This is a genomic window from Novosphingobium sp. TCA1, assembly GCF_009811895.1.
In the GTDB taxonomy this organism is placed as follows: Bacteria; Pseudomonadota; Alphaproteobacteria; order Sphingomonadales; family Sphingomonadaceae; genus Novosphingobium; species Novosphingobium panipatense_A.
The window spans coordinates 232,300-258,272 of the sequence record NZ_BLJH01000001.1 but is presented as its reverse complement, the minus strand read 5'-3'; the positions used below and the strand labels follow the sequence as shown (position 1 = coordinate 258,272).

The window sequence follows — 25,973 nt, the reverse complement described above, 5'->3', positions numbered from 1 at the left end:
TGGCCGCGCAGCCTATGAGTGCCAAAAGTCGAACCGGCGAAAGTCGAAGATCGTTTCTTCGTATCGATCGCACTCTTCGTATCGATCACTGGGTACATCCCATCCTCCCTGCTGTGGAGAATAGTTGTACGTGTGCCGCCTGTCCTTGGCGAGCGGGACAAGCCCCGCATCGCCAAGGCGAAATCAGTAAACGCCGCCTTGTTGCTCGGCGAAGTCCTGCTGATCGGTGGCGCCCGACGAAGCAGCCGCAGCGCGCGCTTCGCGAACACCGCGAATTTCGGCCACGAGCGCGTCGCGGCGGCGGGCGAATTCGTCTTCGGGCGTGTACTGGCGCGGCTCGGTATCCGGCTTGAAAGCTTCCCAAATCACGGCCGCTTTAGGATCGGTCCCCGGTTCGGCGCCCATGACCTGCTTGCCGCTGGCACGATCGATTCTCACCATGCGGATACCCGCAGGCGCCACGAACGGCTGCGTGCCCCAGCGCTCCTTGGTGGCCTGCACGACCTGCTTGAAGATCGGCGCGGCGATGCGACCGCCCTGGGCATAACCGCCTAGCGAACGCGGCGTATCGTAGCCCATGTAGACTCCGCCGACATAGTCCTGCGTACCGCCCACGAACCACACGTCGGTCGGGCCGTTCGTCGTGCCGGTCTTGCCGAACAGCGGCATGCCAAGGTCGCGCAGGACCACGGCCGTACCGCGCTGCACCACGCCTTCCAGCATGTGAACCACCTGGTAGGCCGTACCGGAATCCAGCACCTGCTTGCCGCGGCGCACGACGCGCGGCATCGGCTTGCCGTCCCATTCCGGCATGTTGCAGGTATCGCAGCGGCGGTTGTCCGGCTTCCAGATCACCTTGCCATTACGGTCCTGCACATAGTCGATCGGCGACGCGGCGAACTGCACGCCGTTGTTCGCCAGCGCCGAATAGGCGTTCACCATCCGCGCGACCGTGGTTTCACCCGCACCCAGCGCGAAGGAAAGATAGGGCTTGTAGTCCCCGATGCCGACCGTCTTGAAGGTCTTCACCACGCGCTTCATGCCGGTGTCGTTGGCGATGCGCACGGTCATAAGGTTGCGCGACTGTTCGAGGCCCCAGCGCATGGTATGGCTGCCCGCCCCGCCTTCCCCGCCGAAGTTGCGGAAGCACTTGTTGCCCAGCGCGCCGCCCTGATACACGCAGAACGTGCCGTCCAGCACCTGCGTCGCCGGGGTCATGCCGTATTGCAGACCGGTGGCGTAGACGAAGGGCTTGATGGTCGAACCGGGCTGACGCTCGGCCTGAACGGCGCGGTTGAAGGAATCGAGGCCGGAATCGAAACCGCCCTGCATCGCCATGATCCGGCCGGTGCCGGGCTGCTCGATCACCATGCCGCCCGAAACCTCGGGAATGGTGCGAACGGCGTAAGTGTCCGCAGAAACCGGCGCGGCGGCGACGAGATCGCCCACTTTCGCAAGCTCCGAGATATTGGTCAGCGCCGAGATATTGCCGTCGGAAAAGCCGATCCGGCCGGTCGAGGCGCTACGCTCCAGGATCACGCCGACGCGCCAGTCCTTGTAGTCGATCGTCTTGTTGGAAACGATGAGCTGGGACTGCCAGGTGCTCATATCGCTGATATGCGCGATCGGACGGGACCAGGTGCGGCCGCCCTGATAGCGCAGCAGGCCTGCCCGCAGGGAGTCGCGCACGGCGTCCTGCATCTGGGAATCGAGCGAAGTGCGCACCCAGAGCCCGCCGGCATAGACGCTGTTCGGGCCGTCCTCGGCCTTTTCGCCGTACTGGTCGATCAGGCGGCGGCGTACTTCCTCGATGAAGTAGCCGTTGCCGGACGGGTAGGTCTCCACCCGGCGGGCTATCAGCCCCAGCGGCTGCGCCTTGGCGGCATCGGCATCGGCGCGCGTCGCCCAGCCGTTGGTCACCATCTGGTCGAGCACCCAGTTGCGGCGCTCGATTGCCATATCCTCGTATTGCTTGCGTCCGTAGCGCTCCGGGGCCTTGGGCAGGATCGCCAGGAACGCCGCCTCGTGCAGCTGCAGCTGGTCTACGTCCTTGCCGAAATAGGCGCGTGCGGCGGCCTGAACGCCAAAGCTCTGGCGGCCGAGCGGGATCTCGTTGAGGTAAAGCTCCAGGATCTGCTGCTTGTTCAGCACGCTTTCGATCCTGCGGGCGACGACCATTTCCTTGAGCTTGCGGGTGACCGAATATTCGTCACCGATCAGGATGTTCTTCGCCACCTGCTGGGTAATCGTGGAACCGCCGCGCGCGCGCCCGCCGGAGCCGAGCTTGGACGCATAGTCCACCACCGCCCCGGCCAGGCCGGTAAGATCGACGCCGCCATGGGTCCAGAACGTCTTGTCTTCCGCCGAGAGGAAAGCATCCACCATCGGCTTGGGAAAATCGACGTAGCGCAGTTGCACGCGCCGTTCGCGGGCATAGCTGTAGACGATCTCGCCATCGAGCCCGCGCACCATGGTCGGCAGGGGCGGCTGATATTCGAGCAGCTTGCCCGCATCGGGCAGGTCATGGGTGAAGGCCACCCAGACGCCGCCGAACACCACCAGCCCCGCGCCCGCCACATACGTCAGGCGGCGCAGCACCTTGCGTTCGCGCCAGTTCCTTCCGATCGCGGCGAAAGCCCCGGCAATACGGCCGCTGTCGCCACGGCGAATGCGATAGTGGGCGTCCTCGGGCGGCTGTTCGGAGCCGTTGTCGATGGTCTCGTCGGTCATTTCGCCTGCCTCTAGAGCATTTTCCCGCCCGGGAGGGAACACCCGACCACCCGGAAAATGCGGCAAGAATGGATTATTCGAAGCTTGCGTCGCTCCGGTTCATGCGGTTTTCGCCCTAGCACGCGGATTCCGCGCAAGGCCAGACTGGCGCCGCTCGGCTCGCCGCAGCATCACCTTCGGTGAGGCGCAAGCCCGCCCTTCTCAAATCCCGCCTTTCCTTGCGAAGTAGGCGCGGATGGCACGCGCCGCCGCGTCCGCAAGCGATTGCTGCCCGGCGCGCGATGTCAGCAAACGGGCGTCCGTCTCGTTATTGATATAGCCGGTCTCGAACAGGATCGACGGGATGTCCGGGGCCTTGAGCACAGCAAGCGCCGCGGTCTGCACTTCATCGCGGTGCAGCCCGAGATTGGCGCTGCGCATCTCGCGCAGCACGAGTTCGCCCACTTGCGTCGATCCGGCCTGGGTCCCCCGCTGCGACAGGTCCAGCAGGATCGCACCCACCGTCTGGCTGGTCTGCGCCAGCGCGACGCCGTTGACCTTCCCTGCGGCGTTTTCGCGGGCCGCGAAACGCTCTGCCGCCTCGCCCGATCCCTTCTCCGACAGGACATAGACGCTGGCCCCGCGCGCCGCGTCGCTATCGGCACTATCGGCATGGATCGACACGAATAGATCCGCGCCGAGCCGCCGCGCCATGTCCGGCCGGTCCGCCAAGGCGATGAAGCGATCGGTGTCGCGGGTAAGCGCCACGCGAATGCCGCCGCCTTCGAGCAGACGGTTGCGCAGCGCCAGCGCGATCCTGAGCGCGACCGTCTTTTCCTTGACGTCGCCCTGCCCCGCACCGGGATCGAAACCGCCGTGACCGGCATCGATCACCACCAGCGGACGGCTGGCATCGGCCGGGCCGTCCACGCGCGGCAGGTCCACCGGCACTCCGGCATCCGGCAGATCGAAGCGCACGACATAGTCAAGATCGCGCGGCGATGGGAAAAACCTGGGCCAGAGCACCGCCAATGCGATCGCCAGCGCCAAAGGCGCGGACAAGATCATGACGAGCTGGATGGGGCGCGACATCACGCCTGACTAAATTTGCCCCGCCCGCGCCGCAATCCCGCCACCCCGCGCTTTTCCCCGGAATTCATCAGTCTGTCAGCGGGGGCCTGACGCGGGAGAAGGACAACATCGACGCCATATCTTGTCTCGATTCGCCGGCAATTCGGCAATGAACTTGCCGTACAGTGTCTTGGATGCTAGGCCGTTCCGACCCGGGCCAAAGAGCATCGGTCCACGCAAGCCGGAAAGACGCCACATTGGATGGCGCCGGGCGGGATCGGCCAGACCTACGTCCCGGGCGTCAAGAAACCGGAAAATTCGTTCCGATCGAACAGGTTGACGCGAGAGATGAGAAGCCAATTGCCGCTTTGCCAGCCTGCGCCTGAAAGGGCGATGGCGGTATGGGCGCAATTCTTCGCGTGTCCGAAATCGCCACGCACGCTTCCTCTCGCAGACACGCCCGCCAGTGTTTCGGCACCTGGTGCTTCGGCACCCAAGGCCTTACCACCTCGCCCTTCGGCAGCCCGCCTTCCGGCAGGTCGTCCGATGGCCGCGGGCAAGACCGCCGCGCCTTTCGCGGCAGACATGAAAACAGTCGCACTCGGGGCGCTGGATTGCCCCGTTTCAATTCTTACCTCCGCCCGCATCGAAGCGAGCCTTGCCGCATCCGGCAGGCCCGATGGTTTCGCGGCGGGCATCATCGAACAGACACGCGCCACCCCGGCTGATCCGGCCAGGGCAGAGCGCGTACGGAGAATACACAATGGCAACGCGCATGCTCATCGATGCGCGCCACCCGGAAGAAACGCGGGTGGCGGTACTCAAGGGAAATCGCATTGAAGAGTTCGATTTCGAATCGGCCGACAAGAAGCAGATAAAGGGCAACATCTACCTGGCGAAAGTCACCCGCGTGGAGCCTTCGCTCCAGGCGGCGTTCGTCGATTTCGGTGGCAATCGCCACGGTTTCCTGGCCTTCAGCGAAATCCACCCCGACTATTACCAGATCCCCAAGGAGGACCGCGAGGCCCTGCTGGCGGAAGAAGCCGCCCATGCCGAGGAAGAAGCCGCCCTGCGCGCTTCGGAAGGCGATGACGAGGACGAGGAAGGCGGCGAAGGCTACGATGGCGAAGGCTATTCGGACGGCGGCCTGACCGAAGTCGACACCTCCGAAAAGGACCAGGTCGCCACGATCGAGGACGGCGCCGTCGAGAACGGCTTCGAAACCGCCGAGGAAGAAGCGTCCGAGGAAGAGAACGGTGGCCGCGGCCGTCGTGGTCGTGGACGCCGCCAGGGTGGCCGCAGCGGCGGTCGCTCGAAGGAAGCCGACGAGCTGCGCGCCAAGCGCATGGCGCTGCGCCGCCGCTACAAGATCCAGGACGTGATCCACCGCCGCCAGGTGCTGCTGGTGCAGGTCGTCAAGGAAGAGCGCGGCAACAAGGGCGCGGCCCTCACCACTTATCTCAGCCTCGCGGGCCGTTACTGCGTGCTCATGCCGAATTCGAGCCACGGCGGCGGCATCAGCCGCAAGATCAGCTCGGCTTCGGACCGCAAGCGCCTGAAGTCGATCATCGCCGAAATGGACCTGCCGCGTTCGATGGGCTGCATCGTGCGCACCGCCGGGCTCCAGCGTACCAAGACCGAGATCAAGCGCGACTTCGACTACCTCGCCCGCCTCTGGGACGAACTGCGCGAACAGACGATGCGCTCGGCCGCTCCGGCGCTGATCCATTCGGACAGCGACCTGATCAAGCGCGCCATCCGCGACATCTACAACCGCGACATCGAGGAAGTCGTCGTCGAAGGTGAGGAAGGCTACCGCGCGGCCAAGGACTTCATGAAGCTCCTGATGCCCAGCCACGCGCGCAAGGTTAAGCCCTATTCCGACCCCGTGCCGCTGTTCCAGCGCTTCGGTGCCGAGGATCAGCTGACCGCGATGTACGACCCCGTCGTGCAGCTGCGTTCGGGCGGCTATATCGTCATCAACCCGACCGAGGCGCTCGTCTCGATCGACATCAACTCGGGCCGCGCCACCAAGGAGCACGGCATCGAGCAGACCGCCGTCGCCACCAACCTCGAAGCTGCGCAGGAAATCGCCCGCCAGCTTCGCCTGCGCGACATGGCGGGCCTCGTCGTCATCGACTTCATCGACATGGAGTACGGCTCCAACGTCCGCAAGGTCGAGAAGGCGATGAAGGAAGCGCTCAAGAACGACCGCGCGCGTATCCAGGTGGGCCGCATTTCCAGCTTCGGCCTGATGGAAATGAGCCGCCAGCGCCTGCGCACCGGCGTTCTGGAAGCGACCACGCGTTCGTGCCCGCACTGCGACGGCACCGGCCTGGTCCGCACCGCCAGCTCGGCGGGTCTCTCGGCGCTGCGCCTGATCGAGGACGAAGCGGCCAAGGGCAAGGGCATCGTGGTTTCGCTCTTCGCCTCGACCGAAGCGGCGATCTACCTGCTCAACGCCAAGCGCGCCGACCTTGCCGACATCGAGGAGCGTTACGGCGTCAACGTCGAAGTGATCCCCGAGGGCGAGAACGAAGGCGCGAAGATGCGCGTCGTCTCCTCCGGTCCGCGCAACGAATTCGTTCCGCGCTTCGACCCGATCGCCGAAGACGTCGAGGACGACTTCATCGACGATGAGGACGACTTCGAGGAAGAAGAGCGCGAGGAATCGCGCGGACGCGGCGACGCCGGTGACGAGGATGGCGAAGGCGGCTCGCGCCGCAAGCGCCGCAAGCGCCGCCGTGGCCGTGGCCGTGACCGCCGCGACGACAACGCCGCCGAAAACGGCGATGCAGGCGAGCCGTTCGAAGCCGAGGAAACTGGCGAAGAAGCCGGTGATTCCGACGAAGGCGACACCGGTAGCGATGAGGACTTTGGTCCTGCCGCCGAAGGCGACGATTCGGATGCGCCGCGCAAGCGTCGCCGCCGTGGTGGCCGTCGTCGGCGTGGACGTCGCAATGGCGAAAACGGTGAGAACGGCGAAAACGGTGAGGAAGCTGCCGAGGGCGACGTGACCGAAACCGAAGAACCGGTGGCAGTCGTGGCCGAAGTAGTGGTTGCCGCAGAGCCCGTCGTCGAAGCTCCGGTAGTGGAGGAAGCGCCGGCAAAGCCCAAGCGCACCCGTCGCAAGAAGACTGACGTCGCCGCCGAAACCGCGCCTGCACCGGAAGCACCTGCTCCCGAAGCACCGGTCGAGGCCCCGGCAGCGGAAGAAGCTCCGGCAAAGCCCAAGCGCACCCGCCGCAAGAAGGCAGACACCGCGGAGGCCGTGGCCGAAGCGCCTGCCGAAGCCCCGGCTGCGGAGGAAGCTCCGGCCAAGGCCAAGCGCACCCGCCGCAAGAAGGCCGATACCGCAGAGGCCGTGGCCGAAGCACCGGCTGCGGAGGAAGCTCCTGCCAAACCCAAGCGCACCCGCCGCAAGAAGGCCGACACCGCAGAGGCCGTAGCCGAAGCGCCCGCTCCCGCAGCACCCGAGCAGCCTGCTGCGGAAGTGCCTGCCGAAGAGCAGGGCGAATCGGCTGACGACTCCACGCCGCGTCGTGGCTGGTGGCAGCGCACCTTCGGCAACTGATCGCGAACAGGGGAGCGGCGCCCGCGCCCTCTCCTTTCCCGGCTACTTCGAAGCCCCCGCACGCCTGCGTGCGGGGGCTTCTGGTTTTCCGCCGTGCTCACACGGCCACTTCACCCGGCAGGCACCTTTTCAACCCCGATTGGCGCTGGTTTGCCCGCGAATCGTTCGTCCTTCGCAATCCCGCGGCACCGATTTGCAACACCCTGAGGCCACGAAACCGCTATCCGCCGCACTCTGGCCCTTGCCCCGCGCCGCTGAATCGCTAAGGGGACATTCAGTCGCGGTTCGTGCCGCAGTGCAAGATCACGGGGATTTCTTCATGGCTAGCTTCACCCTCCCGGCCAACAGCAAGATCAAGAAGCAGGGCAAGGTCCACAAGGCCGAGGGCGCGACCCGCGTCAAGAAGTTCACCGTCTACCGCTACGACCCGGATTCGGGCGAAAACCCGCGTTACGACACGTTCGAGATCGATCTCGACAATTGCGGCCCGATGGTTCTCGACGCGATCATCAAGATCAAGAACGAGATGGACTCGACGCTGACCTTCCGCCGCTCCTGCCGCGAAGGCATCTGCGGTTCCTGCGCGATGAACATGAACGGTTCGAACGGCCTGGCCTGCACCACGGCCATCGAGGACCTCAAGGGCGACATCCGCATCACCCCGCTGCCGCACATGGAAGTAATCAAGGACCTCGTCCCCGATTTCACGCACTTCTACGCGCAGTACGCCTCGATCCGCCCCTGGCTGCAAACGGTTTCGACCACGCCCTCGGGCAAGGAGCGTCTGCAGAGCCCCGAACAGCGCGAAAAGCTGGACGGCCTCTACGAGTGCATTCTCTGCGCCTGCTGCTCGACTTCGTGCCCCAGTTACTGGTGGAATTCCGACAAGTTCCTCGGCCCGGCAATCCTGCTTCAGGCCTATCGCTGGCTGGCCGACAGCCGCGACGAGATGACCGGCGAGCGCCTTGACGAGCTGGAAGATCCCTTCCGCCTCTATCGCTGCCACACCATCATGAACTGCGCGAACGTCTGCCCCAAGGGCCTGTCCCCGGCACGTGCCATCGCGGAAATCAAGAAAATGCAGGCCGAGCGCCAGGTCTGAGCCTGCGGTCCCGGCCTGCGGCAAGCGTCCAACCCGTGTCGTCCGACATAACCTCCCATATCGGCTTTCGCTGCGAGCCGGCCCCGGATCATCCCGGCTGGCTCGATTGGGATCTGGAGGACGACACCCGCTTCAACGCCGTTGGCCTGGGCCGGATGATCCTGAGGTGCGAAGGCGAACGATCGGCGCGCGTCCGGTTGCTGGACGTCGAAAGGCGGCACAGCAATTTGCATGGCAATGTCCACGGCGGCGTCACGCTGGCCTTCATCGACGTTGCCATGTTCGCCACTACATTCAGCGTTCTCGGCTCCGAAATCTACGGCGCGGTCACGCTCGATCTCCATAACCAGTTCATCGGCGCGGGCCTGATCGGCAAGCCGCTTGACGTCGTCTGCGAAGTCATGCGCGAGACAGGCCGCATGGTATTCCTGCGCGGCACGGTCGAACAGGACGACAACCTGGTGTCGAGCTTCCTCGGCACCCTGCGCAAGCCGAGCGCCCGATGACCGCGATGCTCGACCGCTACGAAACGCTGGTCGCGACCGGCGAACTGCGCTCCGACCCCGAGCAGGCGGCGGCGGCAGAGCGGCTCAATCAGCTCCAGCGCGAGATCTACAAGGCGCGCACCGCGACCGGCCTGTTCGGCAAGCTGCTCGGCAAGAAGGCCCCCTCCCCGCGCGGCCTCTACATGTGGGGCGGCGTCGGGCGCGGCAAGTCGATGCTGATGGACCTGTTCCATCAGACCCTCGACATCGAGGAGAAGCGTCGCATCCACTTCCATGCCTTCATGCTGGAAGTCCATGCCCTGCTGCGCGAGGAGCGCCGCAAGGAAAGCGGTGATCCGATCCCGCCCGTCGCTGCCACGATCGCCCGCAACGTGCGCGTTCTAGCCTTCGACGAGATGGTGGTGAACAATTCCGCCGATGCCATGATCATGAGCCGGCTGTTCACGCACCTGATCCTCGATGAGGGCGTGACGATCGTCACCACCTCGAACCGGGCGCCCAAGGACCTCTACAAGAACGGCCTCAACCGCGAACACTTCCTGCCCTTCATCGACCTGATCGAGAAGGAACTGGACGTGCTGACCCTGAACGGTCCGACCGACTACCGTCTCCATCGCCTCGGCGGCATGGCCACATGGCATTGCCCGCTCGGCGAGGAAGCGACCGAGCAGGCGCGCGAGGCTTTCTACCGGCTGACCGATTATCCGCCGGAAGACAGCGACCACGTTCCCTCCGCCGATATCGACGTCGGCGGCGGGCGCATGCTGCACGTTCCCAAGAGCCTCAAGGGCGTGGGTGTGTTCAGTTTCAAGCGCCTCTGCGGCGAAGCACGCGGCGCCGCCGACTATCTGGCGATCGCCCGCGCCTATCACACCGTGATCCTGGTCGGCATTCCGAAGATGGGCCCCGATCGGCGCAACGAGGCGGCGCGCTTCGTGACGCTGATCGACGCGCTTTACGAGCACAAGGTCAAGCTGATCGCAGCCGCGGATGCCCTGCCCGAGGATCTTTACGAGGCCGGTGATGGCCGCTTCGAATTCGAGCGCACGGTAAGTCGTCTCAACGAGATGCAGAGCGCCGATTACCTCGCCATGGGCCACGGCGAAGACTGAAATCGTTAACAGTTTGCGAATCAAACGTTAACGCGGCGGGCAAAGCCTTGCTCTCGCGGCAGCCGAATCACGCCCGATTCTCACGCTCAACAAGCAATAAAAAACGCCCCATTCCATGATCGGAAAGGGCGCTGCGATGGCGGCTGTGCCTGATTGCTGGTCTAGTCTGTGAAGAAAAATGGCTGTTTTCTGCGGTTTTCAAAGTGAAAGAGCGGCACTTCTTTCGAAGTGCCGCTCTCAATTGGTTATTAGCGGCCGTAGCTGCCCCAGTTCCAGCTGTACATAACATTACCCCATGTGAACCGCCGCTATTTTGCGGCTGAGGACATGGATAACAATGAGTTAAAAAGTCATCAAGACTTTTTTAACCAGTTTGCCGGGACTCCCTTCCCACGATCTGCGTCAGGAGATCCCGGAATGGGACTGGGCGGCTGACGTAGTATCCCTGGATGGCATCGCACTGCATGGCGCGCAGGATTTCCAGCGCCGCCTGGGTCTCGACGCCTTCGGCAACGACGGTGCGATCCTGGGAATGCGCCATCTCGATTATCGACTGGACCAGCAGGAGATCTTCCTTGTTGCCTTCCATCGCCTGGATGAAGACCTTGTCGATCTTCACTTCCGTGGCGGGCAGATAGCGCAAGTAGTCGATCGTCGCGTTGCCCGTGCCGAAGTCGTCGATGGACAGATGAATGCCCGACTGGACGAGCTTCTGCAGCATCTGGAACGTCCGCGAACTGCGGTCGAGCCGGTCGGTTTCGGTAATTTCCAGGATCAGCCGGTCGGCGGGCAAACCGTAAGTCGCCAGGATCTCCGCGATCATGCCGGGCAGGCCCGGATTGCGCAGAAGCTGGGCGGAAATATTGACCGACATGGTCATGTCGAAACCGTGGCGGCGCAGTTCCACAGCGGAGCGCACGGCGTCGTCGATGACGAAGCGGGTGATCCGCTCGATCCGGTGGAATTCCTCGGCGATACGGATGAACTTGTCCGGGCTGATCGGTCCGCGCTCGGGGTGGGTCCAACGCACCAGCGCCTCGGCTCCGGTGACGCGGTTGCTGCCGACGTCGAGCTTGGGCTGGTAGGCGACCCAGACTTCGCCGTTGTCGATGGCGCGATCGAGCTGGGTGAGCAGCGAGATCTCCCACTGCGCCTCATGCTTGCGGCTGTCGAACTTGTAGACGAGTTCGTCGTTGCGCACGGCCTCTTCGGCCGACTGCATGGCGCTGGCCACACGGCTCGATACCGGCCGGTCGAACTCCGAATCGATGCCGCAGTTGAACGAGAGATCGATGTCGAGACCGCCGACCTGGATGCCGTTCTGGACGATCCGGTGCAGGCCTTCGAGATTCTCGAACAAGTCGAAAGTGCTGCGGATCGTCGAGAGCCACATGAACATGCCGCCCTCGTGATAGACCGTGACTTCGCTGTCGCTGATGCGGATGCGGCGGACGATCTCGTTGGCGACCTGCCCTTCGACATGCTCGGCGAAGCTGCCGATGATCGCGCCGTAGTTGCGGATCTGGAGCGCGACGAGAATGCGGCTCGAAACGGCATCGTACTTGCGCAGCACCTGCACGCTCGGCAGGCCGGACCCCGAATTGGTTTCGCCTGCAACTTCCACCCGGTCGAGATTGCGCATGCGGAACACGGCGACGGCGGCCATGGCGATCGCGGGAACGATGTCCACCTGCATGCGGAAATGGTCGAGCGCCAGAGGGGCGACGATAAGCACGGCGACCAGGCCCGAGAAGCGATAGACGTCGAGCACCCGGCCCCGGCCAAGCCCCGTCAGGATCACGCCCAGCACCACCAGGAATGCCGGAAGCCAACCCAGCTCAATCGGAACGCCTTCCTTCAGCGTTTCCGCCGCAATGGCATGGAAGAACGCACCCGGGGCATAGCCCTGCGCGGGCAGGGTATGGAGGTCGTGATAGACTTCCGCGCTGGGGGCGATGATGACGTCCTTGCCGCGAATGGTTGCCGGATCGAAACGCCCCTTGAGTACATCGACGTAGCTTACGGTCGGGAAGGTCGTGTAATCGATGGCATAGTCCGGCCGGAAGACACGCTCGGTGGATCGGGAAACCCCTGCAATCTTCGCAGCCATGCTCGGAATGACGCCGATTCGGCTATTGGAAGCGAAGGGGAAGCTCGTGCTCAGATTGAACGGATGCTCCAGCGCCAGAAGCGACACGGGCTGGGCATTTTCGAGGAATGCGCGCGAAGGCATCGCGGCGGCATAATTGCCCCGCGGCCCGTCCTTGGCGGGCATCGCACCCAGGAACACGCGGTTCGGAAACGCCTTGAGCGCTTCCAGGAACTGAGCGCGTCCCTGATCCTTCTCGTGGTCGTTCAGAAAGCGATCGATGAAGACGCGCTTGACGCCTGCACCCTGCAGGTTGCGGATCACGAGCGCGTCATCCGCGCGCGTCACGTCCAGAACCTCCAGTTCCTCCAGGGTCTTGCCGTCCTGGAGAACCATCACGATCTCGCCGTTCGAGGGGTGCATCCGCAGCCAGGTGCGGCCGTTCACCAGAACGTCCTCCAGCGGCAGCGCGGCGCCCGTCACGCCGAGCAGGACGCCGGTCAGCGCCGCCCAGAAGACGATCCGAAACCTGGCGCTCTTCCACACCTTCGCGGCCCTTGCGCCGAGGTCAGACATCATGGCCTCGCAAATCTTTCCCCTCTACGCCCACTCGCAAGACACGGCTTTCCGCATCGGAAAGCGTCCGCATTTCAAACGTGTACTGACGACCTGTTCTCTTCATGCACGCCCTGCGATGACGTTGTCGCTGCCGTGGTTAGAGCAAAGGTCCTAAGAAGAAGTTAGGTTAACCTGCATTGAGGATAAATTTCGCGAACCGTGAGTAACCCAGTTGCCCTATGGGGAAAGGGGCAAAATCAGGCGATCTCCAAATGGGTTAGCGAACGATCGAGCATGAGAAGCTGCCACAGGAGGCGCGAATGGTCGCTTCGCGCGGAGATATGGTCCTCGACCAGTTTTGCCAGGCGGGCGGTGTCCAGCCAGCCGGTTCGCGCCAGGGCGGCGCCGGATGCGATCTCTCGCGCCGATTGTGCCAGCGGCCCCCGAAACCACTGCGCGATCGGGGTGACGAAGCCCTGCTTCGGACGATAGAGAATCTCGTCGGGCAGAGAGCGCCGCATGGTCCGCTTCATCAGCCACTTGCCCTGCCCGCCCCGCACGCGCAGGCTTTCGGGCAGGCTGGCTGCAAACTCGATGAGGCGGTGATCGAGCAAGGGTTCGCGCGCCTCCAGGCTTACCGCCATGCTGGCGCGGTCCACCTTGGTCAGGATATCGCCCGGCAGCCAGTGCTTGAGATCGGCATATTGCGCGCGGTCGAGCCCCGAACGGGCAGGTGCCTGGCGCATGAGCTCCAGCAGGGCATGCTCGGCGCGATAGTCGCCCCGCAGACGTCGGAAATCCTCGGAATAGAGCGTGTCACGCAGCTCCGGCGGGGTGAAACCGATGGCGCGGGCATAGCCTTGCGCGCTGTCGGCGGCGAGCGAGAGCAGCGTCGACTTGGCGCGTAGCGGCCGGGGCGCCCAGTCCGCCTTGGGGTAGAGCCCGCCGAGAGTGCCGAACAACGGCCCGCGAATCGCCTGCGGGATCAGTCCGCGCACGCGGTCCTCGCTTCGCTGGAACAGATGGCGACGATAGCCTGCGAAAGCCTCGTCCGCGCCGTCGCCGGAGAGTGCCACCGTCACCGATTCGCGGGCCAACTGGCAGACCCGCCAGGTCGGCAGGGCGGAGGCATCGGCGAAAGGCTCGTCGAACATTGCGGCGAGGCCGTCGATAGCGGCGAAATCGTCGGGCGAGACCTGCCGGGCGCGGTGATCCGTGCCGAAGCGCCGGGCGATCTGCGCGGCATAGTCGCTCTCGTCCAATGCGGCGACATCGAAGCCGATCGAGCAGGTCTTCACCGGCTGCGTGCTCGCCTCGGCCATGAGCGCGACGACGCTGGAGCTGTCCACCCCGCCCGACAGGAACGCCCCCAGAGGCACGTCCGCCGCCATGCGGGAGGTTACCGCCTGCCGCAGCAGGTGGTGCAGCTCCGCTTCGAGATCAGCGACTTTGCCCTTGCGGCGCTCTGCGAAGGAAACGTCCCACCACTGCACCGGGCGGGGTAGCGGCGCGCCGTGGCGCAGCAGCAGCGAATGACCCGCGGGCAGCTTGGTTACGCCCTTCAGGATCGCGCGCGTATCGGGCACGTAGCCCCAGGCGAGATAGTCCTCCACCGCCAGCGGATCGAGTTCGCGGCGCAGCAGCGGATGAGCCAGCAGCGCCTTGAGTTCGGAACCGAAGGCCAGGCTGCCGTCGCTGAGCGGGGCCATGAACAACGGCTTCACGCCCAGCCGGTCTCGCGCCAGGAACAGCGTGCGCGCTTCGAGATCGTAGATCGCGAAAGCGAACATGCCGTGCAGGCGAGAGACGCAGTCCGGCCCCCAGCGCTGCCAGGCGGCGAGAATGACCTCGCTGTCGCCGTCGGTGCGAAATTCCGCGCCGCCCGCGCGCAGCTCCTGCCGCAGCTCCCGGTAATTGTAGATCTCGCCGTTGAAGACCAGCATGGCCCGGCCGTCCGGCGAGAGCATGGGCTGCGGCGAACCGGCAAGGTCGATGATCGAAAGCCGCCGATGGCCCAGGCCGACCCCCGGCGCGGTCCAGACGCCGCTGCCGTCAGGCCCGCGATGCGCGATCGCGTCGCACATGGCCTCCACCCGTGCCGGGTCCACCGGCTTGGGGGTTTCGAGATGGTAGATACCGGCGATTCCGCACATAGCGTTCTGGCCTAGCGGAGCCCGGTCACGCGGTCCATCCACCCGCCGATCGGCCCGGTCGCGGCCAGGAAACGCGCGATCGAATCGACAGCAGCGCGGTCTTCGGAGGACAGGATCAGCATGGCCGTCGGCCGTGCATCGAGCAGCAGGTTGCCGCCGATCACCGAGAGCTTGAGGCGGCTGTTGCTGCCGGTGAGCACATCGCCGGTACGATACCACGTCACCGCAAGCCGCTCGACCCGGCCATTCCCCAGCAGCCTTTCGCTGCGCCCACCGGCGATCTCGGGGCCCGGCGCCTGCCACGACCAGGCCGTGCCGGGCGTCAGGGCGCCCTGCCCGAAACCGCCCGCCTCGCGGCCCTCGCCCTGCCCGGCATAGAGCGCGACGAAGACATCGACATGGTGTCCGTCATCGTCCGCATAGCGGCCGAGCAGCCGATGGTCGGCCCCTTCCGCGCGCGGTTCCCACCAGATCGCCGGCGTGTAGTCCGCGCGCTTCCAGCCGGGAACGGCAGGCAGGTCGATCCGCTCGGGCAGCGGCGCTGCCAGAGTATCGCCCAGATGCGCCCAGCCCCTGGCCGTGACCAGCATCAGCCCCAGCGCGGCGAGCATGAACAACGGCGCCGCTCTGGCCCTTTCGAGGCGGCCAAGCAGCGGCGAACCCGCGAGCCGCTCCGCATCGATCATCGGTGCATCGAGCGGGCGGTCGAAATAGCGCCAGGCCCCCGCGATAACGAGCGCCAGCACCACCGCGAAGAAGACCCAGCCGTAGACGATGTGATCGAACCCTGCCGCCTTTTCCACGCCCACGATCTGCGCGGCATAGATCGTGCCCCAGGCCCGCACGCCGTTGGCGAGGATCGGCACCAGCACGCAGGCCGCCATCATCGCCGCGCGGCGGCCTCTGCCGACGAAGCAGACATTGGCCGCAAGCGTGCCGAACGCGACCATGGCGATCAGGAACTTCACGCCCGAGCAGGCTTCCGCCACCTCGAAGAGACCGGCGGGGGTATCGATGAACACCCCGTCCACGGTGGCGGGAATCCCGCTGAGATGCGTGAGGGCCACCGTGATCTTCGCCGTGACGGTCTGGAGAAGTTCGACGAGTTCCTCTCCCACCGGCACCAGGAAGGCCATGTAGCAGAGCGGAAAGAACAGGCCTGCCGTCACGCGCGGGCCGAGCAGGAGCGGTACGCTCGCCCCCAGCATGGCCACGGCGCCTGCCTGGCGCGCGAGGTCGAGGCCGGACAATGCGCCCAGCAGCCAGAGGAACGCCGCGCCCGCCATGAGGACGAAGCCCGGCCACCAGCACAGCGGCTCCAGCCGCGCGAGTTCGCGGCGTCTCTGCCAGACCAGCCAGACGAGGATCGGCGGCACCAGCACGATGTGGTTGTAGGTGGAAATGTCCCACCACTGCCGGGCCATCGCGGTCCAGTCGCCAAAGAACGCCGCGACCAGCAGGGCCGCCACCGTGAGCCAGCGGAGCAGAGCGGGTCGCCAGTGCAGCGGCACGTCCTGCCAATATTGGTGCGACGGCATGGCGGCGGTCTCAGGCGGCATCGGTGGCACTCTCCCGCGTCATGCCCAGGAAGCGCGGCAGTTCCGCCAGAGCCGCTTCCCAGCCGGCATGCCGGGCTATCCATCGGCGCGCCGCCTGCCCCATCGTCGCGGCCCGTACCGTGTCACGAGACAGGGCGATCGCCGCTTCGGCCAGGGCCGCGTCGCTTTCGGCAATCTGGAAATCGCGGCCGTCCACGGCTTCGATACCCGTGGCCGCCCCCGGCGAGAGCACCACCGGCAGGCCCATGGCCATGGCTTCCAGCACCTTGTTCTGCACGCCGCGCGCGATTTCCAGCGGCACCAGCGCGAGATCGGCCGCCGCCAGCCAGGGCCGGATATCGTCTACCCTGCCCCAGACATGCACGCCGTCGCGGCCATGGCGCGCCAGCAGCGCGGGCGGCGGATTGCGCCCGACGACATGCAGGGATGCACCGGGACAGCCTGCACGGATCAGCGGCAGAATGCGATCGATCGCCCGCTCCACCGCCGCGATGTTGGGCGCATAGTCCATCTGGCCGGTGAAGACGAGGCGCGGGCCTTCACCGCCCGCCATGCGCGGTTCTGCCGTCACAGCGGCAGGATCGAACAGGATGCTGTCGATACCGTTGCCCATGGCCGAGACCCTGCAGGCCGGATCGTCCAGACGTTCTGCAAAAAGCGCCGCCTCGGCCTTGCTCACCAGCAGGGTCCGGTCGGCCCGCCGCGCGATCCGCGCTTCCTCGGCGCGCAGGAGCCGCCCTTCGCGGCGCTCCATCCAGCTTCGGAAGCCCCGGCCCGCGGCGCCGTAAGCCTCGAACTTGGCCGAATCGACATCGACGAGATCGACGAGTACCCGCCCCCTGAAACTCGGCGGCACATATTGCGCCATCTGGCCCGAGAAAACGAAGATCGTCTCGACGGGGTGATTCTGGAGGACGCTCTCGACCCAGACCGCCATGCGCGGATCGTGAAAGGCCGCGAGACTGAGCGGACGCCCGGTAAACAGCGCCTCGATCCCCGCACGCGGCAGGGACTTGCCCCGCGCCAGCAGCAAGTGGCTTTTCGCCAGCGCCGCCATTTCGTCTTCGCAGGCCTGGTCCCCGGCGTCGTCCGCGAAGCATCCAAGGTGGACCGGCGCGAGTGCGGCCAGCGCCTTCAGCACATGGTGCGAGCGGATCTTGTCCCCCCGGTCCGGCGGGAAGGGAATGCGGTGCGCCAGGAACAGGATATCGCCCATCAGCCGATGCCGCGCGCGATCAGCGGGCCAAGCCGGTTCGCCACGGCAAGCGGCAGGCGCTGCCAGAGGCTGATCTGGAGAGAGAGCTTCGCGCTGGCCGGATCGGCCTCGCGCTTTGCGGCACCGGGCGCGGTCCAGGCCGCGTAAGTCAGCGGTTCAGGCTCGAAGCCCCAGTTGCGCTTGAAATGATAGGCCCCGCTGCCGGTCTTGGAGCGGCCGAAGTCGAACACCGCGCACCCGCGCCGCCGCGCATGGAGCATGAGTTCGTAGTACATCCGGTCATTGGCGCGAAGCGCGCGCGCTTCCTTGGTGCCGCCGCCCCAGTAAGGCATGGCCGCAAGCCGGTGATAGAGCGTGATGACGCTGGCGACCGGCCGGCCCCGATGGCGCACGGTCAGCACATCGGCATCCCCGCCGAAAGCATCGAGCACGGCGTCGAGCAGGCCGCGCGGAAACACCGGGGTGCCGAGATTGCGGTAGCTTTCCGCGAAGACGGCATAGTGCGCGGCGCGGTCGCGTTCGGCTGTGCCGATCTCCACTTCGAGATCGTTGGCCAGGGCCTTGCGCACTTCGGCGCGCTGCTTGCGGGGAATCTGAGCCAGCTGCGCCTCGTCGTCGGCCGCCAGCGGGCGCGCGAAGTTGCAATGGCTTTCGCTGCGCAGCGCCCAGCCTGCCCGCTCGCCGGGCAGAACGCCGCCGCGCAGCTCGATGGAGGGGCAGGACTGACGCAGCGCCAGCTCCTCCAGCGCCGCGAAGAGCGCGTCGCAATCGGCGCCCTCTTCCGTCAGCAGCCCGCCGCCGACCGCAAAACCGGACGAGGCGAGCAAGCGGCCGAAGACCGGCGAATGAATGGCATCGAGCGGCAGGAAAGCCAGGATCTCTCCCTGCCGTTCCTCGATCAGCGCCAGAGCGCGATTGCCGGTGGCCTTCGCCACCGAGACGAACCAGGCCGGGCGATGAAACGGCGTCGCCTGTGCGTGGCGCGCCGCGAACTGCTCCAGCCGCGCCACTTCGCCCGCGTCGGCAAGATCGACCAGCCGCACCGCGCCCCCGGCAAGAGCGAAAGGCGCGTTCATGCCGCCAGGGCTTGCGCGAGCGGAACGGCGCGCGCGGCCTCGCCCGCAGCGAGTTCGTCCATCCGTCCCCAGCGGAAATCGCCGATCAACTGACGCAGCTTGCCCGCCATCACGCCGAGATTGGTGTAATGGCGCAGACGCGAGCGCAGCGGCGCATCGGCAACGCGCGGCTGGTCGGGATCGATCTCCCAGGGGTGGAAATAGAATACCGCCGGGCGTCCCTCGGCGTTTACCTGCCGGATCGCCCAGCGCGAGAATCCGTAAGGCAGCACCCGGAAGAAGCCGCCCCCGCCCGCCGCCAGACGCCGACCGGCGAACCTTGCAGTCGTCACCGGGATTTCCACCAGCGGACTGTCCGGCAAGGGATTGAACGCAAAACGCGGCGCCTCGCGCCAGCCGTAGTGGTCGTGCGCGATCGGCGCGACGCTGGAACTATAGGCATAGCCCTGCTCGGCCAGCACATCGAAAGCCCAGGGCGTACGCGCGTCGATGGAGAAGCTGGGCGCGCGGTAGCCGCTCACCTGCACTCCGGCGGCATCCTCGATCGCCTTGCGGCTCATGTCGAGGTCGCGGGCGAAAGTGGGCGCATCCATGCGGAACACGCGCTCGTGGTCCCAGCCGTGGCTGGCCATTTCGTGCCCTGCCTCGGCAATGCGGCGCAGCAGCCGGGGATGGCGCACGGCGACCCAGCCGAGCGTGAAGAACGTGCCCTTGACCCCGGCGGCATCGAACAGCGCCAGGATATCGTCGCAATTACGCTCCACCCGCGTGCGAATGGCAGGCCAGTCCGCCCGGTCGATCACCGTTTCGAAGGCGCCGACCTGGAACCAGTCCTCGACATCGACCGAAAGGCCGTTGATGAGCCGGGTATCGTTCATGGCCGTCCCTCCTTGCAGGCCGACTGCAGGATGCGCGTCAGGCTGCCTGACGCTGCCCCTGCCCGCCTTCGAACCATTCGATCAGCATCGTCAGGGTGTGGCGCAAGGTGCGTTCCTGCTCTTCAAGACGGGCCTCAAGCTGCGCGGTGCGGGTCGCGGACTGGGCCAGCTGGTCCAGCAGGGCCGCCACGCGCGGATCCTCACTCGCAGCGACGGTGTCCTTCTGCCGCTCGACATTGGCCGCCAGTTCGAGAACGGCGTGCTGCAGCTCGTCGATCTGCGAATCGCGATCCGCCAGCGCCGCCTCGATCAGGGCCATGGCCGCCTTGGCATCAAGGGAATCGACGGGGAGCGCATCGACAGGGCGCGCTGGTGCCTGCCCGCTCGGGGCAGCCATCGCGACCTCGGCAACCGGCTCGCTCGGGCAGACCAGGGTGCGGGTACCGTCCTCGTCCAGTTCGCCCAGCACTTCGTGCAGCATGTCGAGATCGATCAGCGAGCGCTGCTCCACCGCGCCGAGCAGCAGCAGGCGGTTGACGATCTGGTTGATCCGGCGCGGAATGCCGCCGGTCGCTTCATGCACTTCGGCGAAGACGCGCTGGTCGAAGCCGGGATTGCCCTTCCAGCCCACGCAGTTCAGCCGGTGCTCGACATAGGCCTGCACCTCGCGCGGCTCCATCGCCGTCAGGTGATGGGTGGCGATCACGCGCTGGCGAAGCTGTTCGAGCAGCGGGCTCTCCAGCAGGGTCGCGCGGAATTCCGGCTGGCCCAGCAGCAGGGTCTGGAGCAGCGGGTGCGAGCCGAGCTGGAAGTTCGACAGCATGCGCAGTTCCTCGACCGCGTCGATCGCCAGGTTCTGCGCCTCGTCCACGATCAGCAGGCAGCGGCGGCCCGCGCGGGCCTCGGCATGGAGGAAGCCCTCGATCGCGCCGAGCGCCGAGGCCTTGTCATGCCCGGCCACCGGCAGCCCGAAGGCCTGCGCCACGACATGGACGATCGCCTCGCCGTCCAGCGCGCTGGTGACGATGCAGGCGGCGGTAAGCCGCGCCGGGTCGATCGAGGCCATCAGGTGCGAGACGAGCGTGGACTTGCCCGCGCCGACTTCGCCGGTGATGACCACGAAACCCTCGCCCTGCGCCAGTCCGTAGCCGAGATAGGACAGCGCCTTGCGGTGCGTCGCGCTCTCGAAATAGAACGTCGGATCGGGCGTCAGCTGGAAAGGCCGGCCCTCGAACCCGTAGAATTGGTCGAACATCCCTGCTCTCCTTCGCAATCAGAAGCTGTAGCGCAAGCCCGCCAGGGCGGACGCAGTCCAGTAGTCGTCGTAAAGCGGATCGTCACGGGTCGTCCCGTCGATGCCGAGGGCTACGCTCGCACGCAGGCGGCGGGCCAACATGCGGTAGTAGCCAAGCGTGGCGCCATAGCCCGAAACGTTGCCGGTCAGGGCATCGCTGCTGCTCAGCCAGTTGGCGTAGACATTGGCCGACCAGCCCGCATCACGGCCAAGCTCGCCGCTGAGATAGGCGGCGATCCACCAGTTCTCATCGACCACGCCATCGGCGGCGGCCAGCACGGTGTTGCGCCCGGCGATGAAATCGCGCCGGTCGTAGCCGGCGCCGATCCCGGCATTCAGGTGGCCGATCTCGCGCGAATAGCTCGCGGCGATGCCGCGTCCGCGATAGACCGCCGAGCGCACCGAGCCGAGCGCGCCCGACAGGCAGTTGTTGCCGTCGAGCGAGATCACGCAGCCGCGCAATTCGCCGGTCACGGGGTCCCGCACGGCCACGAAGTCGTTCGGCAACTGGTCGAGCGCACGGTTCAGCTGTCCGCCGAAACCGCTGATGCTGTCATAGACGCCGACGCTCAACTGGCTGCGATCGTCAGGGGCGTAAGCCAGCGTGCCGCCGAAGCTGGTCGAGCCGTAGCGGCGACCGATATGGGCGGACAGTGACGTGCGGCGGCTGGGGCGCCACATGACGGCGACGTCCCAGAGCAACCCGCTGACATCGTAGGACAGTTCGCGCGGCGCGCCCTTGTCGGTAACGTAGCGTCCGTCGCGGCCGACCACCGGATTGCCGTCTGCATCGCGCAGGGCATCGCGGCTGGAGACTTCGACATCCTCGTAGCCGATGGCGCCCACGACCTGCACGGTGCGGCTGACAGGAACCGTCACCAGGGCGCGCGCCTGCATGTCGCGCACGCGCTGGTCGAGGTTGGAGACGTCCTCCTGATAGAAGCTGCCCGCAACCCCGAGGCCCACCGGGGCGACCACATGCGGTGCGACCCCGGCCTGGACGTCGGCCATCTGGGTCACGCTCTTGTCGAACAGGTCCGCCGCGGCGCCGCCGGGCACGGCGACATAGGCATCGGGCTGCTCGACCTTGGTGAAACCGGCGCGGTAGTTGGCGGAAAGATCGATGTCCCCCGCGCGGGTCTTGAACGAGGGGCCGCCGTAGACCGAATAGATATTGGTGCGGGTATCGTCGTCCAGCAGCCCGCCCGACAGGGCCGAGCCACCGTTCTCGACGCGGGCCTGGGTGGCAAGCGCACCCGCCTCGAACGTCAGGCCCGGCGTGATCGTGGCATAGCCGCGCACCAACCCGCTGATCGCATCGCCGCTGCGCGCCTTCTTGCCCCAGCCGATATAGCGCTCATAGCGCACCGAGGCGGACACCGCATTGTTGCGCCCGGAAATCCCCGCGTCCACGCCCGCCGCAAGCTGGGTATAAGTCAGCACGTCATTGCCCGGCGAAAGCTGCGCATCGACGATCTGGTCGATCTCTATGTAAGGCGTCACTTCCAGACGGCGCGAACCCTTGCCGCCGCGCCCGGACTTGCGCTGTGCGTCGCCGCCCTCGGCCGGCGCAGCCGCCCCATCCGAAGCGCTGCCGACCTGGTCGTAGCCCATAGTCTGCGCCCGCACGGACGGCGCGGCCACGGCGGCCAGCGCCGCCGCGAGCGTCACAGTGCTCAATCCACTCAATTTCATCCGACGGGACATCATCCCTTGTAACCGTAATAGGAGCCGAAGCGGCGGCCGCTCGGGCTGAACTGCGCGTCGTTCAGCAGGAGCTGCACGTTGGGGCAGGCATTCAGGAGCGAGATCGCGTCTTCCAGCGCGCCCTGCCCGGTCCGGTCGGCGCGGACGATGACGACGGTCTGGCCGACATATTTGGCCAGCTCGGCAGCGGGAGAGGCCGCCAGCGCAGGCGGCGAATCGAAGATCACCATGCGGTTCGGCGCGTTCTCGGTAAGCTGCTCCAGCACCCACGCGGTGCGCGAGGAGGCAAGGTACTCGCTGTCGTTGATCGTCGCATCGCCTGCGGGCATTACCCAGAGGCCCGGAATATCGGTGCCGAGCACGCAGGCAGCCGGATCGATCGTCTCGTCCATCAGCGCGTCCATCAGGCCCGGCCCGCCCGGCAGCCCCAGCGCGGAGAGGATCGAAGGCTTGGCGAAGTCGGCATCGACCAGCAGGACCTCGCTCTCCTTTTCGGCGGCGATCGAGAGGGCGAGGTTCAGCGCGCAATACGTCTTGCCCTCGCCGGGATGGGGAGAGCTGATGAGGATGCGCTGCGCGGCGGCCCCGGCGCCCTGACGGCGCAAGTCCCCGGCCTGGACCAGAAGCTGGCGCTTCACGATGCGGAATTCCTCCAGCAGCGTGGTGACGGCGCCTTCGGGCACGATCAGGCCCTGCTCGCGCAGATGCTCACGGTCCACCGGATGGTGCGCGCCGGTGAAGGCGGCGGCGACCTGCGGCTCTGCCGTTGCAAGAATCTCGGCCGGGCTTTCGGGCGCGACGCCCGCCGGAGGTGCGAAAGGCGGCGCGAAGGGCGCAGGCGCGGCAGGTTCGGCGGCGGGCGGAACGGCGGGAGCGGCCACCTTGCGTACCGGCTCTGCGGGCAGCGGCCCGGGGCGCGCGATTATCGCGTTGAAATCGAAGTGTCCGGCGGCGCGCTCGATCAGCGACTTGCCCGCAGCGCGGGTGCTGTCCGATCCGGCTTCTTCATGGTCTTCAGCGCCCTGGCCCGAAAACGGCATCTTGCTGTGCTGGGTCATAACCGTTCCTCAGGCCACCATGCCGCGCTGGATGAATTCCACCGCCAGCAGCACCACGCAGAGCGCGCAAAGCGCCGCGCCCGCACCGAAGAAATACTTGAGGCGGCGGCGACGCAGCAGGCGCACGCCGTCGGTCACGTTCTGAGAGATCGCGCCGAGCACCGGCAGGCCGGTCGCGCGCTCCAGACCCGCCGTCGTGGCGAAGACCGAGCGGACCTTGCCGAGCGCGAAAGCCCCCGCGCAGCCCCCGACGATACCCGCCATGAGCACGCCGACCAGCAGGACCGGACGGTTCGGCGCCACCGGCTTGCGCGGCGTCGTCGGCGGATCGACCACCTGGAACTTCACCGCCTCGCGCTCGGTCTTCACTTCGCCGCGCAGGCGCAGTTCCTCGCGGTCCTGCAGAAGCTTGTCGTATTGCTGGCGCAGGACGTCATAATCGCGATTGATCCGCTGCGCCTCGGTGGCGAGTTCCGGGTCCTGGATCGCCGAGGCCGTGAGCGTCGCGACGTCGGACTGCAAGGCCGCCTTGCGCGAGGTCAGCGCCTGGACATTGGCAAGCCGTTCGGCGCGGATCGACTGGAGCGACGAATAGGCCGGATTAGGCACCCCGCCGCCGCCCGCCGCTTCCTGAGCGGCGGCGCCGCGCAGCGCTGCCACCTGGTTGCGCGCCGCGATCACGTCGGGATGGTTGTCGGTAAGACCGCGCGCCCGCATGCTCGACAGTTCGGCCTGCGCCGTGGCGAGCGCGCCCGTTGCCCCTCCGGCCCCGCCGCCCGCAACCGAGCGCGGTGTGCTGGCCAGTTGCCCATCGATCGCCGCCAGCGAGCTTTGCGCGGCGGAAAGATCGGCATCGAGATCGCGCAGCTGGGTCCGCGAGCTTTCCAGCCGCTGCGCCACCGCCGCCCCGCCCAGCACCATCTCGGGATGCTGCGCCTCGAACGTGGTGCGGCGCTGCTCGGCGCTTTCCAGTTCCTTTTCGCGGGCGCGAAGCTGCTGGTTCACGAACGTCAGCGTCTCGACCATGTCGCCCCGGTCGCCCGAGAGATTTTCCTCGCGGAAGATGTCGATCAGCTTCTGCGCCACTTCGCGGGCGAGCTGCGCATTCTCGGCATCGGAGAGCGAGGCATAGTTGGCGGTGGCCGTGATCTCGAACAGGTTGTCCTGCTGCGCCACCACCGAGACGTTCTTGCCGAGCCCCGCCACGGCCGCTTCCATCTGCTTGGGCGACTGGATGGTGTCGCCCAGCCGGGTGCCGCGCACGACTTTTTCCAGGTTGACCGCGCTGGTCAGGGTCTGGCGGATGCGTTCGATATCGCGCTTCTTGTCGGCCACGCCGATTCCGACCTGCTCGGCCAGGGCATCGTCAAGCTGGATGAAGATGCGCGCGCGCGATTCGTAAGTATTGGGGATCAGCGCGATCGCCAGCCAGCCCAGCAGGCAGATCGCCCAAGCCGCCGCCAGCGCGATCCAGCGCCGGTGCCAGACGCTGTGGAGCGCCGCGAGCAGTTCTTCGTAAAGGCCGTTCATCGCGCCGATCCGCTCCCCTTGGTGCCGAGGCTCAGAACATCGATTCCGGGATGATGATGACATCGCCCGGATTCAGCATGACGTTGGCCTTGCTCTTGCCCTTCTTCAGGAGGTCGCTGAGGCGCAGCGCATATTCGGTCTGCTTGCCGCTGGCCTTGTCGAAGCGGATCAGGCGGGCGCGGTTTCCGGCGGCATATTCGGACAGGCCGCCCACCGCGATCATCGCGTCCAGCACCGTCATGTTGGCGCGGTAGGGGATCGAGGCCGGCTTCTCGGTGGCACCGACGATGCGGATCTGCTGGCTGTATGTGCCGGAAAAGCCATCGACGATCACCGAGACCAGCGGGTCCTGGATATATTGCGAAAGCTGAAGGCGAATGTCCTCGGCCAGCATCGCGGGCGTCTTGCCCACGGCGGGCATGTCGGCGATCAGCGGCGTGGTGATGCGGCCGTCGGGGCGCACCTGCACTTTCGCGCCGAGTTCGGGATTGCGCCAGACGAAGACGGTCAGCTGATCGAGCGGGCCGATCACATATTCCTCGCTTGGCCCCTCCTGCATCGCCACGAACTGCGCGGGCGGCAGCTCCGGTTTCGGCGCCGCATTGGCGCAGCCGGACAGCACGACGCTGGCAAGCGCGGAAGCGGCCAGAAGTCGGGTGAAGCGGCGATGCGACATAGACCAATCCCTTCAGGCGCCCGTGTCATTCCGCCGTACAGGATTGGCGGACCGGGCAAATTCCAGTCTGGCCTATCGCTCAAAAGGGTGAACATTGCGTTAGTG

General features: G+C 66.3%; 17 protein-coding genes. 4 read left to right on the top strand and 13 right to left on the bottom strand.

Annotated features, from left to right (window positions below; translation table 11 throughout):
- Positions 1-183: 183 nt before the first annotated feature.
- Complete coding sequence (locus tag NTCA1_RS01265) at positions 184-2,730, bottom strand: penicillin-binding protein 1A (protein ID WP_159827487.1); 2,547 nt, start codon at positions 2,728-2,730, stop codon at positions 184-186.
- A 201-nt stretch (positions 2,731-2,931) separates the two neighbouring features.
- Positions 2,932-3,801, bottom strand: coding sequence for an N-acetylmuramoyl-L-alanine amidase (locus tag NTCA1_RS01260; protein ID WP_159827484.1), 870 nt, complete (start codon positions 3,799-3,801; stop codon positions 2,932-2,934).
- Between the two features lie 742 nt (positions 3,802-4,543).
- Between NTCA1_RS01260 and NTCA1_RS01255 the strand changes: the two genes are divergently transcribed.
- From NTCA1_RS01255 to zapE, 4 genes are all read left to right on the top strand, one after another.
- Positions 4,544-7,354 (top strand): ribonuclease E/G, encoded by a 2,811-nt coding sequence (locus tag NTCA1_RS01255; protein ID WP_159827481.1) that lies wholly within the window; start codon positions 4,544-4,546, stop codon positions 7,352-7,354.
- A gap of 319 nt (positions 7,355-7,673) precedes the next feature.
- A complete protein-coding gene (locus NTCA1_RS01250; protein WP_086492028.1) occupies positions 7,674-8,456 on the top strand; it encodes a succinate dehydrogenase iron-sulfur subunit in 783 nt (260 codons plus the stop codon).
- Positions 8,457-8,491: 35 nt separating this feature from the next.
- Positions 8,492-8,962: a PaaI family thioesterase gene (locus tag NTCA1_RS01245; RefSeq protein WP_236549030.1), complete on the top strand. Its 471-nt coding sequence runs from the start codon at positions 8,492-8,494 to the stop codon at positions 8,960-8,962.
- On the top strand, positions 8,959-10,074 hold the full coding sequence (gene zapE, locus NTCA1_RS01240; RefSeq protein ID WP_159827478.1) for a cell division protein ZapE: 1,116 nt from the start codon (positions 8,959-8,961) through the stop codon (positions 10,072-10,074). The genes NTCA1_RS01245 and zapE overlap by 4 nt, the downstream gene beginning before the upstream one ends.
- Positions 10,075-10,438: 364 nt before the next feature.
- On the opposite strand, the gene NTCA1_RS01235 is transcribed toward zapE, so the two are convergent.
- The 11 genes from NTCA1_RS01235 to NTCA1_RS01185 all read right to left on the bottom strand — a co-directional run bounded on the left by NTCA1_RS01235 (position 10,439) and on the right by NTCA1_RS01185 (position 25,868).
- Complete coding sequence (locus tag NTCA1_RS01235) at positions 10,439-12,742, bottom strand: EAL domain-containing protein (protein ID WP_236549029.1); 2,304 nt, start codon at positions 12,740-12,742, stop codon at positions 10,439-10,441.
- 236 nt (positions 12,743-12,978) lie between these two features.
- A complete protein-coding gene (locus tag NTCA1_RS01230) occupies positions 12,979-14,874 on the bottom strand; it encodes an XrtA/PEP-CTERM system amidotransferase (protein WP_159827475.1) in 1,896 nt (631 codons plus the stop codon).
- An 11-nt stretch (positions 14,875-14,885) separates the two neighbouring features.
- Positions 14,886-16,433 carry an exosortase A gene (xrtA, locus tag NTCA1_RS01225; RefSeq protein WP_159827472.1) on the bottom strand — a complete coding sequence of 516 codons (1,548 nt, stop codon included), beginning with the start codon at positions 16,431-16,433 and terminating at the stop codon, positions 14,886-14,888.
- Positions 16,423-17,649: a TIGR03087 family PEP-CTERM/XrtA system glycosyltransferase gene (locus tag NTCA1_RS01220; protein ID WP_159827469.1), complete on the bottom strand. Its 1,227-nt coding sequence runs from the start codon at positions 17,647-17,649 to the stop codon at positions 16,423-16,425. Before NTCA1_RS01220 ends, xrtA begins: the two co-directional genes overlap by 11 nt.
- Positions 17,649-18,725, bottom strand: a complete 1,077-nt coding sequence (locus tag NTCA1_RS01215) for a FemAB family XrtA/PEP-CTERM system-associated protein (protein ID WP_159827466.1) — start codon at positions 18,723-18,725, stop codon at positions 17,649-17,651. The genes NTCA1_RS01220 and NTCA1_RS01215 overlap by 1 nt, the downstream gene beginning before the upstream one ends.
- The gene (locus NTCA1_RS01210; RefSeq protein WP_159827463.1) at positions 18,722-19,603 is read right to left on the bottom strand and encodes an XrtA system polysaccharide deacetylase; all 882 of its coding nucleotides are present in this window, start codon (positions 19,601-19,603) and stop codon (positions 18,722-18,724) included. Before NTCA1_RS01210 ends, NTCA1_RS01215 begins: the two co-directional genes overlap by 4 nt.
- Before the next feature lie 37 nt (positions 19,604-19,640).
- The gene (locus NTCA1_RS01205) at positions 19,641-20,858 is read right to left on the bottom strand and encodes an XrtA/PEP-CTERM system-associated ATPase (RefSeq protein ID WP_159827460.1); all 1,218 of its coding nucleotides are present in this window, start codon (positions 20,856-20,858) and stop codon (positions 19,641-19,643) included.
- 18 nt (positions 20,859-20,876) lie between these two features.
- The gene (locus NTCA1_RS01200) at positions 20,877-22,568 is read right to left on the bottom strand and encodes a preprotein translocase subunit YajC (RefSeq protein WP_306439269.1); all 1,692 of its coding nucleotides are present in this window, start codon (positions 22,566-22,568) and stop codon (positions 20,877-20,879) included.
- 35 nt (positions 22,569-22,603) lie between these two features.
- Entirely contained in the window at positions 22,604-23,662 is a 1,059-nt protein-coding gene (locus NTCA1_RS01195) for a capsular biosynthesis protein (RefSeq protein WP_159827457.1), read from the bottom strand.
- Between the two features lie 9 nt (positions 23,663-23,671).
- Positions 23,672-25,192, bottom strand: a complete 1,521-nt coding sequence (locus tag NTCA1_RS01190) for an XrtA system polysaccharide chain length determinant (protein ID WP_159827453.1) — start codon at positions 25,190-25,192, stop codon at positions 23,672-23,674.
- A gap of 31 nt (positions 25,193-25,223) precedes the next feature.
- A complete protein-coding gene (locus tag NTCA1_RS01185) occupies positions 25,224-25,868 on the bottom strand; it encodes an XrtA/PEP-CTERM system exopolysaccharide export protein (protein WP_086492039.1) in 645 nt (214 codons plus the stop codon).
- Between the last annotated feature and the right edge of the window lie 105 nt (positions 25,869-25,973).